The organism is Streptococcus sanguinis (assembly GCF_050225395.1).
Taxonomy (GTDB): domain Bacteria; phylum Bacillota; class Bacilli; order Lactobacillales; family Streptococcaceae; genus Streptococcus.
In genome coordinates this window covers 1,079,873-1,100,407 of record NZ_CP071431.1, presented here as the reverse complement: position 1 = coordinate 1,100,407, position 20,535 = coordinate 1,079,873, and the positions used below count along the sequence as shown (strand labels likewise).

At 38.9% G+C, this 20,535-nt stretch carries 23 protein-coding genes and 1 pseudogene; all 24 read right to left on the bottom strand.

The genetic code is table 11. The features are described from left to right. Window positions 1–15: 15 nt before the first annotated feature. A complete protein-coding gene (locus J1C81_RS05565) occupies window positions 16–360 on the bottom strand; it encodes a hypothetical protein (RefSeq protein ID WP_002915069.1) in 345 nt (114 codons plus the stop codon). 186 nt (window positions 361–546) lie between these two features. Continuing rightward, window positions 547–1,086: pseudogene (locus tag J1C81_RS05560) on the bottom strand (T6SS immunity protein Tdi1 domain-containing protein). A gap of 12 nt (window positions 1,087–1,098) precedes the next feature. Further along, window positions 1,099–1,575, bottom strand: coding sequence for a hypothetical protein (locus J1C81_RS05555; protein WP_002915066.1), 477 nt, complete (start codon window positions 1,573–1,575; stop codon window positions 1,099–1,101). A 4-nt stretch (window positions 1,576–1,579) separates the two neighbouring features. Next, complete coding sequence (locus J1C81_RS05550; RefSeq protein WP_002915065.1) at window positions 1,580–2,554, bottom strand: hypothetical protein; 975 nt, start codon at window positions 2,552–2,554, stop codon at window positions 1,580–1,582. Between the two features lie 36 nt (window positions 2,555–2,590). Continuing rightward, the gene (locus J1C81_RS05545; protein ID WP_155114771.1) at window positions 2,591–2,794 is read right to left on the bottom strand and encodes a hypothetical protein; all 204 of its coding nucleotides are present in this window, start codon (window positions 2,792–2,794) and stop codon (window positions 2,591–2,593) included. A gap of 313 nt (window positions 2,795–3,107) precedes the next feature. Then, a complete protein-coding gene (gene imm48 / locus J1C81_RS05540) occupies window positions 3,108–3,494 on the bottom strand; it encodes an Imm48 family immunity protein (protein ID WP_002915063.1) in 387 nt (128 codons plus the stop codon). Between the two features lie 9 nt (window positions 3,495–3,503). Continuing rightward, complete coding sequence (locus tag J1C81_RS05535) at window positions 3,504–3,974, bottom strand: hypothetical protein (protein ID WP_002915062.1); 471 nt, start codon at window positions 3,972–3,974, stop codon at window positions 3,504–3,506. 14 nt (window positions 3,975–3,988) lie between these two features. Then, window positions 3,989–6,139 (bottom strand): T7SS effector LXG polymorphic toxin, encoded by a 2,151-nt coding sequence (locus J1C81_RS05530; RefSeq protein WP_002915061.1) that lies wholly within the window; start codon window positions 6,137–6,139, stop codon window positions 3,989–3,991. Continuing rightward, window positions 6,132–6,851, bottom strand: a complete 720-nt coding sequence (locus J1C81_RS05525) for a DUF4176 domain-containing protein (protein ID WP_002915060.1) — start codon at window positions 6,849–6,851, stop codon at window positions 6,132–6,134. The genes J1C81_RS05530 and J1C81_RS05525 overlap by 8 nt, the downstream gene beginning before the upstream one ends. Further along, window positions 6,851–7,150, bottom strand: coding sequence for a hypothetical protein (locus J1C81_RS05520; RefSeq protein WP_235787735.1), 300 nt, complete (start codon window positions 7,148–7,150; stop codon window positions 6,851–6,853). The genes J1C81_RS05525 and J1C81_RS05520 overlap by 1 nt, the downstream gene beginning before the upstream one ends. Before the next feature lie 11 nt (window positions 7,151–7,161). After that, window positions 7,162–7,572, bottom strand: a complete 411-nt coding sequence (locus J1C81_RS05515; RefSeq protein WP_002915058.1) for a hypothetical protein — start codon at window positions 7,570–7,572, stop codon at window positions 7,162–7,164. A 79-nt stretch (window positions 7,573–7,651) separates the two neighbouring features. Next, window positions 7,652–7,948: a WXG100 family type VII secretion target gene (locus J1C81_RS05510; protein WP_032909709.1), complete on the bottom strand. Its 297-nt coding sequence runs from the start codon at window positions 7,946–7,948 to the stop codon at window positions 7,652–7,654. Between the two features lie 303 nt (window positions 7,949–8,251). Then, a complete protein-coding gene (locus tag J1C81_RS05505) occupies window positions 8,252–10,159 on the bottom strand; it encodes a hypothetical protein (protein WP_002915053.1) in 1,908 nt (635 codons plus the stop codon). Window positions 10,160–10,862: 703 nt separating this feature from the next. Beyond that, entirely contained in the window at window positions 10,863–11,153 is a 291-nt protein-coding gene (locus J1C81_RS05500) for a cupin domain-containing protein (protein ID WP_002895366.1), read from the bottom strand. A gap of 29 nt (window positions 11,154–11,182) precedes the next feature. Then, the gene (gene ldcB, locus J1C81_RS05495; protein ID WP_412774826.1) at window positions 11,183–11,977 is read right to left on the bottom strand and encodes an LD-carboxypeptidase LdcB/DacB; all 795 of its coding nucleotides are present in this window, start codon (window positions 11,975–11,977) and stop codon (window positions 11,183–11,185) included. Window positions 11,978–11,981: 4 nt separating this feature from the next. Then, complete coding sequence (locus J1C81_RS05490; RefSeq protein WP_002915048.1) at window positions 11,982–13,709, bottom strand: TcaA second domain-containing protein; 1,728 nt, start codon at window positions 13,707–13,709, stop codon at window positions 11,982–11,984. A gap of 15 nt (window positions 13,710–13,724) precedes the next feature. Next, window positions 13,725–14,762 (bottom strand): DUF6574 domain-containing protein, encoded by a 1,038-nt coding sequence (locus tag J1C81_RS05485; protein WP_002915046.1) that lies wholly within the window; start codon window positions 14,760–14,762, stop codon window positions 13,725–13,727. 98 nt (window positions 14,763–14,860) lie between these two features. Then, window positions 14,861–15,175 (bottom strand): rhodanese-like domain-containing protein, encoded by a 315-nt coding sequence (locus tag J1C81_RS05480; RefSeq protein WP_002915044.1) that lies wholly within the window; start codon window positions 15,173–15,175, stop codon window positions 14,861–14,863. After that, on the bottom strand, window positions 15,168–16,130 hold the full coding sequence (locus tag J1C81_RS05475; protein ID WP_002915042.1) for a zinc-binding alcohol dehydrogenase family protein: 963 nt from the start codon (window positions 16,128–16,130) through the stop codon (window positions 15,168–15,170). Before J1C81_RS05475 ends, J1C81_RS05480 begins: the two co-directional genes overlap by 8 nt. Window positions 16,131–16,405: 275 nt before the next feature. Further along, window positions 16,406–16,894, bottom strand: coding sequence for a prolyl-tRNA synthetase associated domain-containing protein (locus J1C81_RS05470; protein WP_002915040.1), 489 nt, complete (start codon window positions 16,892–16,894; stop codon window positions 16,406–16,408). Window positions 16,895–16,905: 11 nt separating this feature from the next. Then, window positions 16,906–17,490 (bottom strand): uracil-DNA glycosylase family protein, encoded by a 585-nt coding sequence (locus tag J1C81_RS05465; RefSeq protein WP_002915038.1) that lies wholly within the window; start codon window positions 17,488–17,490, stop codon window positions 16,906–16,908. 53 nt (window positions 17,491–17,543) lie between these two features. Continuing rightward, window positions 17,544–18,950, bottom strand: coding sequence for a dipeptidase PepV (pepV, locus tag J1C81_RS05460; RefSeq protein WP_002915036.1), 1,407 nt, complete (start codon window positions 18,948–18,950; stop codon window positions 17,544–17,546). 69 nt (window positions 18,951–19,019) lie between these two features. Continuing rightward, entirely contained in the window at window positions 19,020–19,625 is a 606-nt protein-coding gene (locus tag J1C81_RS05455; RefSeq protein WP_032909707.1) for a nitroreductase family protein, read from the bottom strand. Between the two features lie 259 nt (window positions 19,626–19,884). Then, window positions 19,885–20,430: a hypothetical protein gene (locus tag J1C81_RS05450; RefSeq protein WP_002915030.1), complete on the bottom strand. Its 546-nt coding sequence runs from the start codon at window positions 20,428–20,430 to the stop codon at window positions 19,885–19,887. Between the last annotated feature and the right edge of the window lie 105 nt (window positions 20,431–20,535).

The following is a 20,535-nucleotide window of genomic DNA, read 5'->3' as shown; positions in this document are numbered from 1 at the left end:
CATTTCCAAGCGTATTTAGAAAAACGTCCCAAAAGTCTCTATTCCACCTTGTAAATCATCCTTCATCCACTGTGGAGTCTCATTTCCCATGAGAGAATTATAACCTAATATCACACCTTCAGTGGAATATTGAAGAAGATCAACGCCAAACTCCGCAACTCCAAAAACTGTATCCCCTACAGCCCCAAAGGCTGCATCTCCAAAACCTTTTAACCATTTCCAGTTAGGATCATCCTTCATCCAGTTAGTCATACTATCTAAGCCATCGGAAAGCCCCTTACGCCAATATCGTAGTGTTGCTTGAATCGGGTGATGAAGACGCCAATCTTTTTCTATTCGATCCCTTTCCTTTTCTTCCAATTCCTTGGCTTTTTGTGCCTCTAACTTGGCTTTCTGGACACTCTCACGAAAGCCGTTGGAGCTCGGTGATATCTTTGCCAGATTATCACCAAATTTGCTGGCTCTACAATCCTAGAATATCACAAGCGACCATATCGCCAATCACCTTCAGCTAAAAAAATCACCCCAAAAGGTGATTTTTTACTATCAATCGTCCATTACTCCGCCTGTAAGTTGGTACATGAGGTAAATATGCTCCAAGGTTTTTACCTTATCCATATACTCCACATCTTTCACGCCCCCAAGGCTAGTAAAGGAACAAAACTGAAACATTGGTTATAAGACAAAGGACCGTGTTTTAACACAACTTGTCTATATAAATCAGGTTCAAGGTTATCAGTCACATACGAGTTATCTAAATACTGAAGAAAATATTTTAAACTTTTTTAAAATAATGTCACAATCTTGAAGGTTATATTTTACAATACCAACAAATTCATTCTTTTCCCAAGTAATAATATCTCCAAATGCTGTTATGAACATAGGAAAAGCGACATCTCCTCTGAAATAACTATCTTGGAGAAGCTCAAGATAGTCATCTGGATTAATCACCTTCAAATAGCCATCTAAGAAGGCTCCTAGACCATCCTCCTGCCAAATTTGTAGCAACTCAGCAGGAACTTGTTCCTTATACTTTTCAATGACTTCTTGTAGCATATCCGCCACTTTAGTAAAATCTTTTAACATCTTCTCAAAAAACTATCCCTCTGTGGCAATCTTCAGAAAAGCCTGTTTGAAATCTTCGTACATCTCAAAAGCAATTTTCATGACATTTTCAAAATCATCATAATTGGAAATCACTGGATCCATGATTCTATAGTCCGGAGAGATGAGCCTCCTAGAAAACTCTATCAGCGGGGTCCCCAGTATAACTTTGTTTTGAGAGTCCCTAACAATCCATATCAATTCTACTAATCCTTTAAAGATACTAATATGGAATCCAAAAGTATAGCCATTTTCTTCAAAAGGCTCAATATAAAAGAATTTTTCACGTCCATCAAATTTAGCTCTATACCCTAAATCTTCAAAAACATCAAATACCAACTCGCCTGTAATAATATTTAAGCGTTTGTCTTTAGGCGTTCTATCTAAGCTAAATTTATCTGAAAGCTCCTTATACCGCTCCACAAAATTTATAGCCTGCAAAGCCTGTTCAACTCTGCTATCTAATTTCATCTGTCTACTCCTTTGTAAATCTTAGTTCAACACCGTACTCTTTCGCAATTTCCTTAAACTTTTCAATATCTGGTAAATGTTTATTACTGTCTGGTATTTCCAATATATGTTTACCATCTAGTTTTAAACCATCAATTTCAGGATATTTATTTGAACGAATTGTTTCACCAACCGAGTATTTATCCTGAAGTTCCTGTAAATACCCTCTAAATGTTTCTTCTTGAATCCTATCCAAATCAGTTGCCTTGCGAGATATAATTTCTCCTGCAGTTGGGTCATATGAATCTAAGCGTTTTCCGTTTTCCAAATTCACTTCGTGATGTGGATATGTCTTTCGCTCCTGGACGGTTTCATTGAAACGATTACCTCGTGCTATTGGAGAGTTTTGAGTAAAGAAATCACTATCTTGTTTCCAAGTGAGACGATCGCTTATTCGCCTACCTCGGTTGGTGTTCCGAACAACATATTCCTGATACCGTTCTTCCAGTTCCGCATTCTTAAAGACACCTTCTCCATCAAGCAATTCTTCCACAGCTTCTTTGCCCTTGCCGGTCTCTTCCAAACCTCTCGCCATATCATCACTATGCTTAGCTAATTGCTCGCTTGTTTCTTTGCTGAACTCTCGACTGACTTTACGACCACTCTGCTCACCCGCCTCGCTATAGAGACCTCGACTTATGCGTTGATACTCTGCTCCTTCACTCGTACTCTGGTACAGTCGAGCTGTGTGCTTGCCGATGTCATCCGCATATCGGAAATCGTCTAAGCCCGCAAAGGCGAACTTCGTGCGGCTAAAGTCATCCCACAGATTCCCTAAACGACTAGTAAAGAAGTCCTTGGTCGCGCCATAACTTTCCCGAGCCAACATACCCAGATGACTGTTAGACAGCGCTGTGCGAGCTTTTCTAAAATAAGATATTCCCTTCTGAATCTTGGGCATCTGAGCCAAACGGCTGACTAGCTTGCTCCCACCAGCCATCTTAGCTAACTTAGCAGGTCCAATCCATGAAACAATTTAACTAACGATTTCACCTGCCGCATAACCACTATCATAGCCTGAAAATTGACCAGCTTTATTAATTTTATCATGAATCGGTTGCTGCATCAAATCTTTTGCATGACGCACATCATGGAGAATCGCTCCCATAATACTACCATCTCGAGTACTGTCGTCTAGGTCATTAATCAGATTATTCACTTCTGGAATCATTGTGACCAATCCAAACACATTTCCAAGCGTATTTAGAAAAACGTCCCCAAAAGTCTCTATCCCATCTTGTAAATCATCCTTCATCCACTGTGGAGTCTCATTTCCCGTGAGAGAATTATAGCCTAATATCACACCTTCAGTGGAAGGGCATGTCTTACCAAAGCAAAATATGGCACCTCTATCCTTATTTAATATACCACAAATAACTCTTCTCCTACTTAGATGTATAGAGTCGTGAATCTAATGTTGGCACGACCAATTATGATATGAATACTAAAGAAATAAGTCCGATGATAAAACCGAACTTACTCCACTATGATAACTAGCTTTTCACTAATTGAACGATATCTTGAAAATCATCTGAAAGAGCAGCATATTGATTGTCTGCATATAGGAAGTAGCCTTCTATACCTCTATGAATAATAGCATTTACAGTAGGGTGAAATTCTCTATCTGTCGCATCAATCATAAATTGCGTCATCTGATAAGCAGTTTCCGTTGGATAACTGAGTTTATCAATGCCGATACGAATCATCAGTGCTTGAACGTCAGTTGGCGGTATTGATTCTTGATGAGCTTTCCCATTCAACATTCCAAAGATATAAGCTGCAACTAACTGTCTATCAAGGTCATCTTCCAAATCAATCGTGACTAAACTTAAAAATTTGTCGACCATTTCGATAGCTTCATTTACAATGTTTTCTTTCATGTTTTCTCCTTATAAAACCTTATAGTACCCCTTGGCATAACCGCAAGGGATGTAACCTGCTTGATATAAAGCATACAAATCATCATAAAATGTTGACTCAGCTTGGGGAACCTCTTTTTTGATGGTCAAGTAGATAGCCAAGCCGATGATATCAAATATAATCTGATCTTTCATGGATGCTACCAGTTTACCTTCCCCGATCAGGTTATCTAATCGTGCTTCAATTTCAGGAGTTATTTCCTCTTTTGCACTATTTGCAAGTGAATTCCAGTGTTTATAAATGTCACTCTGGTTTTTAAAAAGATAGACACTAAAATCACCATCTTTCTCTAATACAAAATTCTCCCACTTCAAACTATTAATATTCTTCTCCGCTTCTTTAAGTCTATTTATCTGTTTTATGAGAATAGTAGTTTCTCTGTTTTCCTTTAAAAAGGGGAGCGAAATCAAACTTTTAATAACGTCATCATGTATTCTCATATATAACCTCTATCTTATTTGGGAAGATACATTTTTCCTGGTATTCTCGGAACAAATTTTTCTGGTGTTAGACCATAAGAAATCTGTTGTTCCATAGCTTTGGATAAAACATCCTTGGCTTGATTTGGCGTAAGTCCTGCATCAACCAATGATTTCTCTAAAGCAACATTATATTCTGCCATAGTTGGACGGGTACGATGAAGTTCCCCACCCTTTCTATACTGATCCCAGAATTCTTCTAAGGATTCATGGGCTTTGTAGTGAGGACTGCCAATATCCTTTCGAACATTTCCTTCCGATTTTATTGAAAGCCCTTCTTTTTGTGGTATTACATCTTTAAAAGCAGCATTTTGATTAAGATGATGAGCTTGCCCTGAAATTTCTTTATTTCTCCTCAGGGTTTTATAAGGTTCAACCAAAATATCATCCCCATGCTTAGCCAGTTGTTCACTGGCTTCTTGACGGAATTCTTGGCTAATTTTCCGACCACTCTGCTCAGCTGCCTCGCTATAGAGAGCCCGACGCAAGCGTTGATACTCTGCTCCTTCACTCGTGCTCTGGTAAAGTCGAGCTGTATGCTTGCCAATGTCATCCGCATAACGGAAATCGTCTAAGCCTGCAAAGGCGAACTTCGTGCGGCTAAAGTCATCCCATAAATTGCCAAATCGACTAGTAAAGAAGTTCTTGGTCGCGCCATAACTTTCTCGAGCCAACATACCCAGATGACTATTAGCCAGCATAGTGCGAGCTTTTTTATAATAAGATATCCCCTTCTGAATCTTGGGCATCTGAGCCAAACGGCTGACTAGCTTGCTCCCACCAGCCATCTTGGCTAACTTAGCAGGACCAATCCATGAAACAATTTCACTAACGATTTCACCTGCCGCATGACCGCTCTCGTAGCCAGAAAGACTACCTGCTTTCCTAATTTTATCACGAATCGGTTGCTGCATCAAATCTTTTGCATGACGCACATCATGGAGAATCGCTCCCATAATGCTACCATCACGAGTACTGTTATCTAAGTCATTAATAAGATTATTTACTTCTGGAATCATTGTAACCAATCCAAACGCATTTCCAAGCGTATTTAGAATCACGTTCCCAAAAGTCTCTATTCCACCTTGTAAATCATCCTTCATCCACTGTGGAGTCTCATTTCCCATGAGAGAATTATAGCCTAATATCACACCTTCAGAGGTATACTGAACAAGATCAACGCCAAACTCCGCAACTCCAAAAACTGCATCCCCTACAGCCCCAAAGGCTGCATCTCCAAAACCTTTTAACCATTTCCAGTTAGGATTATCCTTCATCCAGTTAGTCATATTATCTAAGCCATCGGAAAGCCCCTTACGCCAATCTCGTAGTGTTGCTTGGATCGGGTGATGAAGACGCCAATCTTTTTCTATTCGATCCCTTTCCTTTTCTTCCAATTCCTTGGCTTTTTGTGCCTCTAACTTGGCTTTCTGGACACTCTCATCAATCTGGTCATCAATCTCCTTGACCTTATCTGCTATAGGAGAAAGATTATTGACTACTTGACTAATGATGGGATCGCTATAGTCAAGCCCATCTGTCTGGTGCAGTTGGCCTAGCAATTCTTGCAGATTCTGGAGACTTGTTTCAGTTGTTAGAGCAGTACCCTGGCTATCCCAAGCAGAAACTTTTTCTATTGTATTGGTTACTACATCCTTAGCATTGGAGAGATTGCCACCAAAATATTCATAGTTCTTAGCATCGCTGGTCACAGAAACTAGGTCACTGACGCTATCCGTTGCGCTGTTGATTGTCTTTCTAATTTGATCAATCTCACCTTTTAGGGTATCAAAATATTCACCTGTAGACTTCAAATAACTATGGCTAATTATCGCTGTACTTGACTTCTCGCCAGTCGCTGATTGAAAACTCTCAACTTCCTTAGAAAAGTCACTTTGCAGACTATAAAGAAGATCCTTTAGTTGCATTAGCAGCATATTATGCGAACTATTAATCTCACCAGCGATAGCCTGTCCTACATCTCCGTACATAGAATTAGAAGTAATCACAGAATTATAAGAACTTTTAGCAGCCTCCAAGCTAGAAATTATTTTTTCGGACTGCGATTGTAGCTCCTCAAAAACAGTATATAGTTCGTCTACATCAACGTAAAATCCATCACTCATCTAACCCCTCCTTCTCAACTACTTTCTCATTCAAAAAGGCTAAATAAGCCAACTGATCTACCATAGTCATAAAGGCTGTTGACAACTGGTGATTTTTGATATAAGTTTGGCGAATGACTTCTTCAGATATCCGCTCTTCCCATTCATTTTCATAACCTAAATGAACGACATTCTTAATCATCATGTTGCTAACAAATACTGGTGGAAATGCAGCAACCTCACCAAACGGCCATACCCGACCAAAATAATCTATCACGTAGGGATCAAAACCTTCTGCCAAAGGAGCCTTACGTCCAGTCAGCATGACAAGTGCCCCTGGCTCCTCAGAAAACATCTCCTTAAGCTCACTGTTCAGCAAATCCAAATCAATCTCAACAACTGAACCAAGGGGATAAATTTTCCCAAAATAGACATCTAAAATAGCTAAAAAAAGAAAAAAAGAATCCTCAGACCACACTTGGTCTTCACCATTAAAAGTAAAGGTTACCTCACCTTTCTGAGTGCGGGTAAAAAGAATAGTTGTACCCAGCAATGAATTGTATTCATACTGAGATTTTTTCAACTTGATTAACTTATATAATTCTCTCATTAAAGGAGGTCGATCTCCCAGAAATTCTCCAAATTTAACAACCGTATCTGTTATTTCAAAATCGGTGTCCGGCCACGTAGACAAGACAGAACGAAAACTCTCTAACTCTTTAGTACCTGCCATTAGTTAAACCTCACATAATTCTTATTCTTATCAATTTGACTAGCATAGACAGCATCATCCTCAACGATTTTCTCACCCATTTTAGTCATCATATCCGTCCTCGCTTCTCCATACGACTTATAAGAAGTTAAAGCTGAGTTCCAACTATCTTGAATAGTATTAAATTTTTTAAAGCGCGAAAGAGTTGTCTTACTAATTTCTTTTTTTGACAAAGTTATAATCCCATGAACGCCTTTCTTAGCATTACTAACAACGCTAGACCATTCTTCTGGTTGTACACCTACTTGATCTTGAGACATATTTTCTCCTTTTACTGAATAGAATTCCACCAAGATTGTGCTTGGTCCCAAAAACTTTGGGCTGCTCCCAATAAATCTATCTGAGAAGCTTTCAATTTCACTAATTCACCATTAATGTTTTTCAAGGTATCTTGATAATTGTTTTCCATCTCAGACAGATTTTTAATTCCACGCTCGAAATGAAATTTACATTCGTTTTTTAAATCCCCTTTCCAATCACCTGCAGATCCATTAAAAAATTTTTCTGCACCATCAATTTTTCCGTTTAGCAGAACTAACTGTTCTTCTAAAATTTTCTTCGCGGCGTTTAGTCGCTCTATTTTTGCGCCTGCATTATCTGCTTCTTGCTTTTTTTGATCTCCATTTATTTGGCAATTTCTCGCATTTTGAGCATATATTTCATTGTCAACGATTTTTCCCATTAAGTTCCCTTTCTTCTTTTTCTTTAGGTTTTCAAAAAAGGACTAGGACAAGGTCCTAGTCCTTTTATCAAAATGTGCATTAACCTTTGAAACCGAAGCTATTAGCATCTGCTGTATCACGCTCAGAGACAGTGTTCGCATAACTTACTAATTGTTGGTTAATAGATGACAAGAGCTCTTGAAATTTCACTACATCGCCGTGGAGTTGGTTGTATTGATCCAAGTATGACTTAAAAGCACTACCCTTCCAATGGGCTTCCATCTCACCATTAGCTGCATTTACTGTCTGAATCGCTGTTTCGATTTGATCACGTGCATTTGAATAAACTGCTGCTTGAGCAGTTAGTTCTTCTGGAGATAATGAAATTGTTGACATAGTTGACTCCTTAATTGTTTTAATAATAATATTATATAGTTTAGAAAAATAGATGTTAATAAAAAATAACATAAGTTTAACAACTAAATTTAAAATTTCTTCTATTTACTCTATCTAGTTGGTAAAAATAGAACAGTAAACAATACCTTCATTGAGTGCTTTTTCTATTCCAAATAATGAAATACCGATTAAAAAGAGAAGACCTACTTGGTCTTCTCAATTCATAAAGATTCTTCAACTATGAAATAGTTGGTAAAAAACTACAACAAATAGATTAAATTTAAAAAAGTTGAAAATTCCTTATTATTTATAGCTATAAGCCCAGTAGTATACGCCATTTCCGTCTACAACTGTCGCTACTGCACCTTCAGTTACGTTAGGATCAAGAAGCAATTCTCTCAGACCGCTGTTAGCCCATTTCTTAACGACAACAGATGGATCTTCATCACGACGTCCAACAAAGCCTGAACTATCGTATTGACGTGAGATTTCATTTACTTTTGGAAGTGCTTGATTTTGATAAATATCTTCTGACCAAGTCAACTCTTTCAAACCTTGAGCTTTACGTTCTTCATTGATTTTAGCGAAAGCTTCTTTAGCTTTTGAAAGATAGTCATAGTTTGTATCATTTGTTGCTTCAACACGGTAAACAAATTTAACATAACCAAATTCTACATCACTGTATTTCTTATCCTCAACACCACTCTTAAGGTTTGCGATCAAGACATAATCCTTAGCATATGGGTTTTCTTTAGTATTCTCAAAGATTTCTGGATCTTCGATTTCCCATTCAACCTTGGCATCCCATCCTGCGTTATCAAGGAACTTAGGATTCATTTTTTCGATAACGTAGTTCTTGAACTCTTCAACGTTCTTGAATGGCAATGGTTGACCTGCTTTAGCAGTTGTCACTAGGTTAGTTGAGTACAATTTCACGCTAGAGTTTTTATCACTGTACATGTATTCATCATCAGCAGTGTTTTCGTGAAGTTTTGGATCAACACCTGGATCGTTTGGATCTGTCATACCTTGCAGTTTCCATTTTTGTCCAATCCACTTCCAGTATGCTGAATAACCTGTACGCTCTGTGTTAGATGGTACATAATAGTAGTGTGTACTACCATCGAAGTAGTAATTTTTATCATTCTCAAGGGCTTTATCACCTGGTTTTCCTGGTGGGTAAACCAATTTTGGAGTTTGTCCATTTGGTGCCCAAGCTAAATGCTCAAGACCTTCTGCAGGTTTTTCAACGTATGACGGGATTTGATCTTCACTTGGTTTATCAGTCGTTACCAAACCAGGAGTTTCTGGCACAGCAGGTGTTGTTGGAGTTTCTGGTTTTGGTTCTGCTGGTTGCTCTGGTTTCGGAGCAAATGGATCAAACTCACCTTCTGCACCGTTAATTGGAGGATTTTCTGGCAAATCAACACTTGGTACCTCAGGTTTTGGTTCTGCTGGAGTTGTTGGTTGTTCCGGTCTATCATTTGGAGCTGGAGTTGGTTGCTCTGGTTCCGCTGGTGTCGGAGTTGGAACTTCTGGTTTTGGTTCTTCCGGCTGGCTTGGAGTTGTTGGATTAGTTGAGTTATCAGCAGAATCCTTAACAAACACCCACTTACCATTTTTATAATAGTAATAATCACCATTATCTAATACATAGTAATGATAACCATTTTCATAACGATAATGCGGATCGTTTTCCAAGTTGTTATTGGATGTGCTGTTATTGTTAGTATTTGTCAATGGTTTCCACTCACCATCACGATAGATGCGGTAAGAACCATCCGTCATACGGTAGTAATGGTTACCATTCCAGTAAATGTAGTTTTCATCGTTTGCAAGATTGTTGTAGTTATTCCAACCATTATAGCCGTAGTTGTTGCTATAGTTGTAATTCCAGTTGTTATAGCCTGGATAATAGTTATTATAACCATAGTTGTAATTATAGCCATTGTAGCCATAGTTATATCCGTAGTTATAGTTGTTATAGCCATAATTATAGTTGTTGTAACCATAGTTATAATTGTTGTAACGGTTATTATAGCCGTAATTATAATTGTTATAGCCGCCATTCCAGTAATTATAGCCTGGTTGATAGTAATTATAACCATAGCCATAATCTTGAGCCTGAGCATTATTCGCAAGAGCAAATGCTGGAATAATAGCCGCAGCCGCTACAACAGATCTTGATAAGAGTCTGAAACGATTGTTCATATTAATTAAACCTCCAAAGTGACCAACATCACTTCATATTTTTGTGGGGGGAATTTATCTTTTGTGCACAACTTCATAAAAAAGAATTTTACGAAAATACAGCCGGCTGACAGTTGACTTCTCCATCAATATCAAACGCAAAAAACGAATCACTAGTTAGTGAATCCACCTTGTTAAAGGTTGCACATAAATGTTTTTATAGCATTTGATTTAGAAAGAAAGAAGTCAATATGCTTGAAAATACTTTTTTATGCATATCTCACCCTCGAGATGAATTATAGCACAAGAAATTTTTGAATGCAAGCATTTTAGTTAACAAGGTGTAAATTATTTTTATGGGTAATTTTTTATAGTTCGTATTTTTGTTTATTTTTCTGTTTTATAGCCTTAAAAATCTGTACATTCTTCTTTTTAACGAACTAAAATAATAGAAAAATGTTTATAATTTGGTTTACATGTTGTAAATTATTTTTGCTGTTAATTTATAAAAACTCTTCACCCTATCATTCCGATTTTTTGTTTAAGTTTATTTTAAGCTTATATTAAGCCTTTTTTAAGCTAAACTTAAGTTTGTTTTAAGAATCAAAGAATCTGTTTGAATTTTTCTTGCTTATGGGTTTTTATCTATATAAATGAATAGAAATTAAAAAGTAGTAAAAAATACTAGAAGCATTTATTCCAGCTTCTAGTATTTTTGTATTTATTAATATTTGAGTTGTTTGATAACCAAGAGGTGGCTATCTTCCTCACCGACCAAGCTATGTGGCTCATTGGGCTCCATCGTCAAAAAGGAACCTGCCACTAGCCGCACGGTTTGTTCTCCAGCAGAAAAGCTTACATCTCCCGACAAACAAACAACTGTTACCAGTGCATCAGCACTGTGCTCTGGTACTTCTTTTCCTTTAGCAAGATGCAGATGATGGATGATTCTGCCTTCTTCTTGCACAGGTGTTTCTGCAAAATCATTATTGGGATTGGTAACAAAAAATTTCATTTTCTTCCTCCTTCTAATGGATGATGTGACTACTGATCTTCATATCCTCCACCGGTAATGCCGAAATATTCTTCTAAAGATTTGCCTGATTGAGCAATTTCCTTGGCTTCTTGACCAATATAGCGCAGATGCCAGCTTTCAGGCATATAGCCAGTTGAACCTTCCTTACCCTCTAGATAGCGAACGATAAAACCGTATTTATAGGCGTTATCTAGAAGCCACTGACTTGCTCCAGCTTCTTGTACGAGATTGCCATTCTTGTCAATCAAGTCAAATGCCAAACCAGTCTGGTGCTCGCTGTAGCCTGGTCGAGCTGAATAGCGGTCTGCAGCTGCCTTACCATCCTGATTGACATAGTTTTGATAGAGCTCGGTTTGAGTATCATAGCTGCGGAAACCACTGTATTGGTCGCTAATGGCATAGCCTTGTGCCCGCATGTCTGCAATCAGTTTGAGCAATTCTGCTTTAGCAGTCGCATTCTCACCTGGGTTATAGGAAGCAGACAAAGGGTAGTGTTTGTTGACAACAAGAATCTCATCATATTTCCCTTTGACACTGTAGTAGCTTCCATTATAAGAAACATTTTGATCAAGAGTTTTGGCCTCGTGATTTTGCTCCTTTTTAGTATCAGTGCTATCTGAAGATGGTGTCGTATCTTGTCTAGAAATTTTGTCTTTTTCAGCATCTTGTTTCTTAACTGTACTAGTTGAGCTAGCCGCTTGTTTATCAGAGCTATCTCCAGTAGTGTCTTTACCAGACGAACACGCGCCTAGAACAAGAACAGATGCTGCAAGAAAAATTAGTTTACTGTATTTCATTGTCATAATATCAACCTTCTGAAACTTCAAGATTATAGATTACAAAAGAATCCCCGCTAGGTTTCAAGTAATAAGTCTTATTTTTACGATTTACACTATTTGGAGTGTTATCGGTATAGTGGACCGTATAGTCCTCATATGTTGTCACGATATAGGAACCATTTTCTTCCTTGATTTCGCGGATATCCAGAGCTCCTGGCTCATAATAGTTAATTTTCGCTTTCTTAACACCACCAGTGGTCCACTCAACCATTTCTCGATATACTGCACTAGAGGTATCGTAGTATTGAGAATAGTTGTTGCTCCTGTTAGAAACTGAGCTGAAAACAGCACTGCGGTAGTCATTAAGGAAAGTAGAGACTTTTGCTTTTTGAGCCTCAACCTTTTTCGCTTCTTCGTTCTTTTCTCTAATCTTAGAAACTACTTCCTTAGGAAGAGATAATTTCACATTCGTGGTATCATCTTCCACAATCACTGTCTCTTTATTGGTAGTAAAGGTAGTATCAGAGATAGTAAACTTAGCATAAATTTCAAGTTCTTGATAAGGAACAAGCTGCAACTCAGGGGTCAAACTGCTACCACTTTCTTTACCATTAACAACAATTTTAATATCTGTTGCTTTTGAAGTTTCAGAAGGCATCGTAATTTTTAGCTGTTTCTTTTCAGACTTGAGATCCAGTTTGATTTCATTATCCTTAGCTGTAGCTAAATCAAGCTGAACTTTACTCTCTACATCTCCAACATCTGTCTTACCTTTGAGTGTAAAGTCTTGTTTGATAAAGTGATATTCACCCAATTCAGTGTCTGTATTTTTCTTAAGAGTAATAGTTTTTTTCTCACCAGGTTTAATGGTAGCATTATCCAAATTGGTATTGACTTTAACTTTGACTGGGTAGGAAACCATCTGATATTCCTGGAAAATACCAAATTTCTTACTCTTTTCAGTAACACCTAAAATCTTATTATTGTTGTCATCGATATAAGCAGATTTGCCATTTGACTCAACAATGTTATCTAGCTCAGTTTCGAGATTAATCTCCTGGCTCTCTAGGTGCTCAACTAAAGCTCTTGCTTCAGCACGTGTCCACTTATCGGATTGAGTAGACAGAAGACTTGCCACTTCATCAAAGTCTTTACTAGAGACGGCTTTTGCAAAATGGTCTGTAACTACTTTAACTCCGGTTATAGAGTTTAGATAGAAGAAAGCTCCAATCAAAGTGGCAACTAAAACGGTTGGAGCCCCAATCATGATTGCTTGCTTCTTTGATATTCTCTTTTTAGCCTTTTTTACTGGTTTCTGTGGTAATTGCGAATCGAGCAGTTCAGACCGAATAGGCAAGTTAGAGAACCCTTGACTCTTAGCTTCTGCAAATTCTTCTTTGGTAGGTTTTCGACCAATATTATTTTCAAAAGCTTGCAGCCAATTCTTGCGAAGTTCTTCATATTGGCTAGATTCAAATGCGCCTTGCTTCTCATCTTGGGAAGATGGTTGAACCGATTCTTCTGTGACAGAATCTTCAGAAGGTGTCTCCTGAACAATATCTTGATTATCAGAAGCTTCATCAGTAGTATTTTCTACTGACGAAGTATCTGTGGTTTCTTCCTCTGCTTCACCTGCAATCTCCTTAATCTTTTTTGGATCAAAGTTAGATTGTTTGCCGGCTTGGAACTCACTTGCAGTTGGTTTTCGACCAATTACTTTTTCAAAGAGATCAACCCATTTTTCTTTTGTTGCCATAAATCTCCTCCAAGATTACATCATTATGATACTAGCTAGTAGAGAAAAAGCGATGAAAGAGAAGATAATTGTAATCACACCATTGATAATAATGGCCAATAGATATTTATAAAAAGGATCCATAGAATTGTTTGTCTTGGAATAAATCAAAGCAAAGGTCGCTCCAACTCCGACTAACAAAAGAACAATCCATGTGAAAAACAGAGATAAATGAATAATACCCAACAGAGCAAACAGAGCTGAAGCAGCAATAAATGGAAGAACAATGGCATAAAGTCGACCATACCAATCAAAAGCCTTATTAAAGGTAAAACTTCTATCTTGGTAGACCAAACGCTTCACAACAAAACCACCTAATATAATAGAGAAAAGGAAGAGAGCCGCTGCTATCAGAGAAACAAAGAAGACTTTGAAATTAAAAGTCGGTCCATTATACATACCAAAACTCATGATACCAATGGTACTGAAAATATTGTAGTTTGCAACAATAGCAAAAAAGAACGCTGTCAAACCTAGAGAAAGGTAACCATTCACCTTACTGCTCTCAACTTCAGATGTCGGTGATTTCCAAGCTGAAACGAGCCAAGCCCAGAAACCTTTCATTGTTTTAGAAAACTCGCTGGGTTGAGGAGGTTGCTGACTGTAATAAGCCTGTGGTCCTTGTTGAGGTATTTGTGAATTGAACTGTCCTTGCTGCTGGTTGTTCTGATAAGCTTGCGGACCAGAAGACTGAGGCTGTCCAGCAAAGGGACTTGCTTGCTGAAATCCTTGTTGCTGATAAGCTTGTCCCTGATTTGCAAATTGATTTGGATTTGCTTGTTGCTGAGGAACTTCTTGATATTGTTGAGAAGCCTGCTGAGCAAAAGGCTGTTGGAAGTTTTGCGGCTGTTCAAAGCTTGATGAAGCCGGACTAGCTTCACTAGAGGCTTGCTCCGCACTTACCTGTTCAGCTTCAACAAATTCCCCGGCAGCCAATGCTTGGGCAATTTCTTCCTCTGTAGCCGAGCGTCCATTAACGGCCTCAAAATATTCAAGCCAATCTTGTTTTGACATAAAATATCTCCTATCTATAAATTATTATACTACTATAGTATACAAAAAAAGGGCCGGAAATTCAATCTATTCCGGCATTTGCTCTTCTTAATCGCTTGTCATATCGTCAATTTAGCAGGAAAAGCTTCCACTCCTCCTTCGACATTAGTTACTTGGTAACCCTTAGCTTCCAAAAATTCGCAGGCATGCGCTGAGCGTCCGCCTTTTTGACAGATGATATGGTAGGGGATTTGTTTATCTAGTTTTCTATAATTTTCAGGCAAGGTGCTGAGAGGCAGATTCTGAGCCCCAGAGATATGTCCAGCAGTAAATTCATCCACCTCGCGAACGTCAATCAAGCGCAGTTCTTCTGCCTGTAATTTGTCATATAAATCTTTCGCACTAATTTTTTGCATCATTTTTCTCCTATTCATTCATAATCACGATTTTTCCAAAACCTGCCGTCCCCTCGACAAATGCATGAGCTTTGGGCACCTGCTCTAGGGAAAAGACACGCCTTGGTGTAACATTGACCTGATAGCGGTCAATATAGTCAAATAATTCATTCATCAAGTCTTGACTCACATGAGCAGAGTGAAAACTTGTCAGAAAACTGTTATTTTTAATTTCTTCAATTGGGTTGAAATCATCCAGCTCCCACTGACCTCCTAAGAGGCCGGTCACACAGATAATCCCGCCCTCTGCGATATGGTCAAAAGAATTCTTGACAGTTGCCGGACCGACCAACTCTAGGATTTTGTCAAACTTCTCCTCTGCTTCCAGCCGTCCATCCTGATCTATGATGATATCGTCGTAGGCTTGGTGCTTGAGTAGAAACTGTTTGGAACCGCTATTGACCGAGCCCACGATATGTGTGTCTGGAAACTGTGCCTTGACCAGACGAGCAAAGGCCAAACCGACACCGCTAGTGGCAGCCCGAACCAAAATCTTGTCATTAGGCTCAATGCGTAGATTTTTCATAGAGCCTAAAGCAGTATAATAGGTCTCTGGCACTGCTGCCAACTCTGTCCAGGTCAGGTTGGTCTCGACCGTATAAATTTGGTCGTTAGGCAGGAGGACATACTCAGCATAAGAACCATCAAAAGATCGCCCCATTTCTCCCATGATGGAAACCACTTTTTGATCGACCTCTAAATCTTCTCGAGTCGTCTTGGCCACTTGGCCAACACACTCAATACCTAAAATCCGAGGAAAGGCGACACTAGGCGATAAACCCTCACGAGTAAAAATCTCCGATCGGTTAATCCCAAACCCTCTGACCTTGACCAAGGTCCAGCCTTCTTGAAGTTGTGGAATCGGTCTTTCTTCCAGCAGAAGCTTTTCTGGACCACCTGCTTCGTAAATGACTATAGCTTTCATCGTTTCCATAGAATCACCTCGCTTTCTACAAAGTTTAGCATTCTAAGCTTAGACTTATCAAAAAGTCAAGCAGCTGCTCCTGCAAGTTCTAATAGTGCTTTTACAAAATCCATCAGCCGGCTGTTGGAGAATCTCCTGAGGGGAAGCACGTTGCTGGATATGTCCTTCATCCAAGATCAAGATAGAGGGACAAGACGCTAGCAAACGAGTGATAACAATCTGCTAGGTTTAATCACTTGAAAGAGAAGCTGGATAGCACTACTCTATCACAGCAAAACAGCTTACTAAAGCTCCAGCACTTGGTAAGAGTAGCCCAAATCTTTCAGAAACTTGAACAAATCCTCTGTAGAGATAAAGATAGTCTTTTCATTGGTATTAGGATGGAAAGTCATGATATCCTCAGATACAATGTCCTTATCAAAATAAACTTGAATGTCCTTTTCCTCGTTGTTAAGCAGACCAAAAGGCGATACCGTTCCTGCTGGTAGGTTCATTTTCTCTGCCAAGGAGGCCAATGAGGCCATGCGAATCCGATCAGCTCCCACTTTAACTTTAAAGTCATTCATATCCAATCGTTTCTTGTCATCCATAATCAGCAAATAATACTGAGTTTTCTTCCTGTTGGTCAAAAACATGGACTTAGTCCGAACACCTTCCATTCCTTCAATATAGCTATCTGCCTGCTCTGTCGTAAATGCAGGTGGGTGCTCTACCACATCAAAGGCAATCCCCAACTCTTGCAACTTATTAGCTACTTGTTGATAAGAATCCATAGTTTTTTCCTTTATTGATGAATAATCTTTTGTACCAATGCTTGTAAGTCTGGAACCACTTCTGCCTCAAACCAAGGATTTTTAGCCATCCAGATTTGGTTGCGGGGCGATGGGTGTACCAAAGGGAAAAAGTCAGGCAGGTAGTCTTGATAATGCTGAACTGTCTCTGTCAGCTTGATATTTCCTTTTTGATGCAGGTAGTATTTTTGTGCATACTGACCAATCAAAATAGTCAGCTCAATATCTGGCAAAAGCTCTAAAATCGGCTGATGCCATTTATCCGCAAAGTCCTTACGAGGCGGTAAATCACCAGATTTTCCATGTCCTGGAAAATAAAAATCCATGGGCAAAACTGCAAAGTAGCCAGAATTATAAAACATCTCTTCATCAACACCCAGCCATTCTCTCAACCGGTCACCACTCTTATCTTTCCAGTAAAGCCCTGCCTCTTGAGTTTTCAGCCCCGGCGCCTGACCAACAATGTTAATTCGAGCATTCTTTGGTGCCGCAAAAAGCGGCTTGATCCCTTGCTCCGTAAATTCTTTATTTTCTGGGTCGGCCATGATGGCCTTAGTAATATCTTCTAAAGTATGCATAGCAACTCCTTGCAAAGAAACTCATTTGGCAAGACCAAACGAGTTCTTCTTTTTTATTTGATTAATTCGTAGATAGCCTCCGCATAAATGGCCGCAGCACGGAAAAGGTCTTCTACATCTGTAAATTCATTGGCTTGGTGCATAGTGTTGACATAGTCTGGGAACATAGCCCCAAAAGCCACACCGCGCTTCAAAAGACGGCCAAAGGTTCCACCACCAATGACTTGCTCATGTCCTTTGAGACCAGTTTGTTTTTCGTAAACACTCAAAAGTGTTGCTACCAATTCATCATCTGCTGGGACATAGTGCGGAGTGTGTCCGTGTTCAGACAAGCTCACAGACACAACACCAGCAACTTTTTCAAGACCGGCCTGAATCGTTTTCGGATCAGTTCCTTGCGGGTAACGGATGTTCAGAGCAATGGTATTGTCAGCCTTGGCACTGTCAAAATGGAAAACACCAGCATTCATGCTAAGAGCACCCATTTTAGCATCTGTATAAGCAATTCCTAACTTCTCACCTGCAAAGTCCTCGTGCAGAACTTGAGCTGCCACTTCCAGATAAGCTTTGGCGTCACCTGCAAAGTCAAATTGGTTGAGGAAGAGAGCTAAATAGGTTGCTCCGTTGATACCATCCTCTGGTGTAGAACCATGAGCTGATTTCCCAATAACTGTCACTTCAAGAGCGTCTCCATTTTCTTTTAGACTAGCTGAAAGCTTGTGGGCAGAAGCAAAGTCTTGTAATTTCTTATCCAATTCCGCTGCATCAACTGCTGCTGTAAAAATAGCTGTCGCTGATTCTGGCACCATATTCTCACGAAGTCCGCCAGTGAAGCTCTTGAGTTTAAAGCAGCCATCATTACTGTTACCAAAGTGGAGATATTCTGTGATATTCCCTTTTTCACCGTTAATGATTGGGAATTCAGCATCTGGTGAGAAACCAAAGTCTGGCTCAGGCAGACCAACATGCTTGAAATAATAGTCCATGTCTTGCCAACCGGATTCCTCATCTGTCCCCACCACAAAGCGCACACGCTTAGATACTGGCAAGCCCAAGTCTTTGATGATTTTCAAACCGTAGTAACAAGCCATGGTTGGCCCTTTATCATCAGACGAACCACGCGCATAAAGCTTATCATCAATAATTTCAGGCTTGTAAGGATCTGTATTCCAGCCACTTCCAGCAGGAACCACATCCATGTGGGCAAAAATCCCTAGTTCTTCTTGACCCTCACCAAAAGTAAAGTGACCAGCGTAATTGTCTACATTCTTGGTTTCATATCCATCGCGCTCAGCGATTTTTAAAAACTTATGTAAGGCTTGAACAGGTCCAGGTCCAAAAGGATGCTCCTTATCTGCCTTGGAGTCATCCCGCTCTGAGTTAATTTCCAAAAGGCTGAACAGATCGGCCAAGAGAGCTTCTCTGCGTTTTTCAACTTCTGCTTTAAAATCAATTGTCATTATATTACCTCAATCTATAATTTGATTTAAATCGATATCATTACGAATTAAAACGTAAAAACTTTTATATCAACGTTTCTCAATGATTTCATCAACTGGCAAACGATAACTAGGTTCTAGTTTTTCATCTGTATAACCAACAGTAATCAAGAGTTCCGGACGGAAACGCTCATCAATTTCCAAAACCTCATTAACCTTAGATTTATCGAAGCCTAAGATGATGTTCGAGCCGATACCTTGGTCAGTCAGAGCCAGAACAAGATTCATAGCTATCAGACCAGCATTGAGAGCTAAATAATCACTCTTTTGCTGCTCACTATAGCGAGCAAACTCAGCAGGCAGATTCTGCATGTAAAATTGAAGCTGCTCATCAGAGAAATTCTTAACTCCAGCCACACGCGCAATCTTGCGAGCCCGCTTGGTCAAATCAGTATCTGTAAAGAGAGCAATGGTCACTGGTGCTTCCTTAATCTGGTCCACATTTCCACCAAAAGCCGTCTCAGCTAGAGCCTGATTACGCTCCCGCACCACAACGAACTTCCATGGCTGGCTATTGTGGGCACTGGGTGCCAAAGTAGCAATTTCAATGGCTGTGCGAACATCCTTTGGATCCACAGGTTTGTCATTGAAATGCTTGGTCGCATGACGCTTTTTATTGAGTTCTAGAAATTTCATAAGTTGCATCCTTTTCTAAATATACTAGCTTCATTTTATCATATTTTGTAAGAGTTTGCAGTTTTTTTCCTTTCATAAATTTCACTAAATCATTATTAGAAATGCTTAAATTATGCCTATTTTTATTTATAATTGAGTATAAACAATATTTTATTTAAAAATTTTTTGATTCAATCTTATCTTTTAAGTCACTTAAATTTCCACCTATTTTACATTTTGCTACAAAAAAAGCAGGTGGTTCTTACCTGCTTTGTTAATATTATTGTCCAGATTTAAGCTGACCAAGAGCTTTATAAGCCCCTTCAATAGCCTTCTTCATAGCATCACGTCCTGTTTTCAATTGCTGAGCAAATAGAGCACGATTTTGTTCTGGAATTTCTGTATCATCTGAACCAGCACTTGAGAGCGTTTCATTAAAAGTTTCTCTTGAAGTTTCCATAGATTGAATAGCTGGTTCTACTTGTTGATTGTATGCTTCTTTCCCAGCCTCAGGTACTTTGTTCCCAATTTCATCAATGTACTTTTTATAATTATCAATCAACTTACTAAAGAGAGCTTTCATGTCACCAATTGTTTTAGCATTGTCGATTTCTTCATCTGTCAAAAGAACAATTTCTGGGATTTCTACATCTGAACTAGCTGTTTTTGATGAAGTTTCAGAGCTACTTGATTTACTCTTTGAAGTAGATTTTTTTTCTACAGAACTTGAAGCTTTTTCAGAAGAATCTGATGTTGTTTTTCCAGAACATGCTGCTAAAGTTATAACCGATAAAAGCGCTACACTAGCTGTAATAATTTTTCTCATTACTGTCTCCTATTAATAAAGAATAGACATATTATAATACAAAATTATTTTATTGTCAAACATTATAGGCATTATAATAGTCCATCCATTTCTGTTAATTTTTTC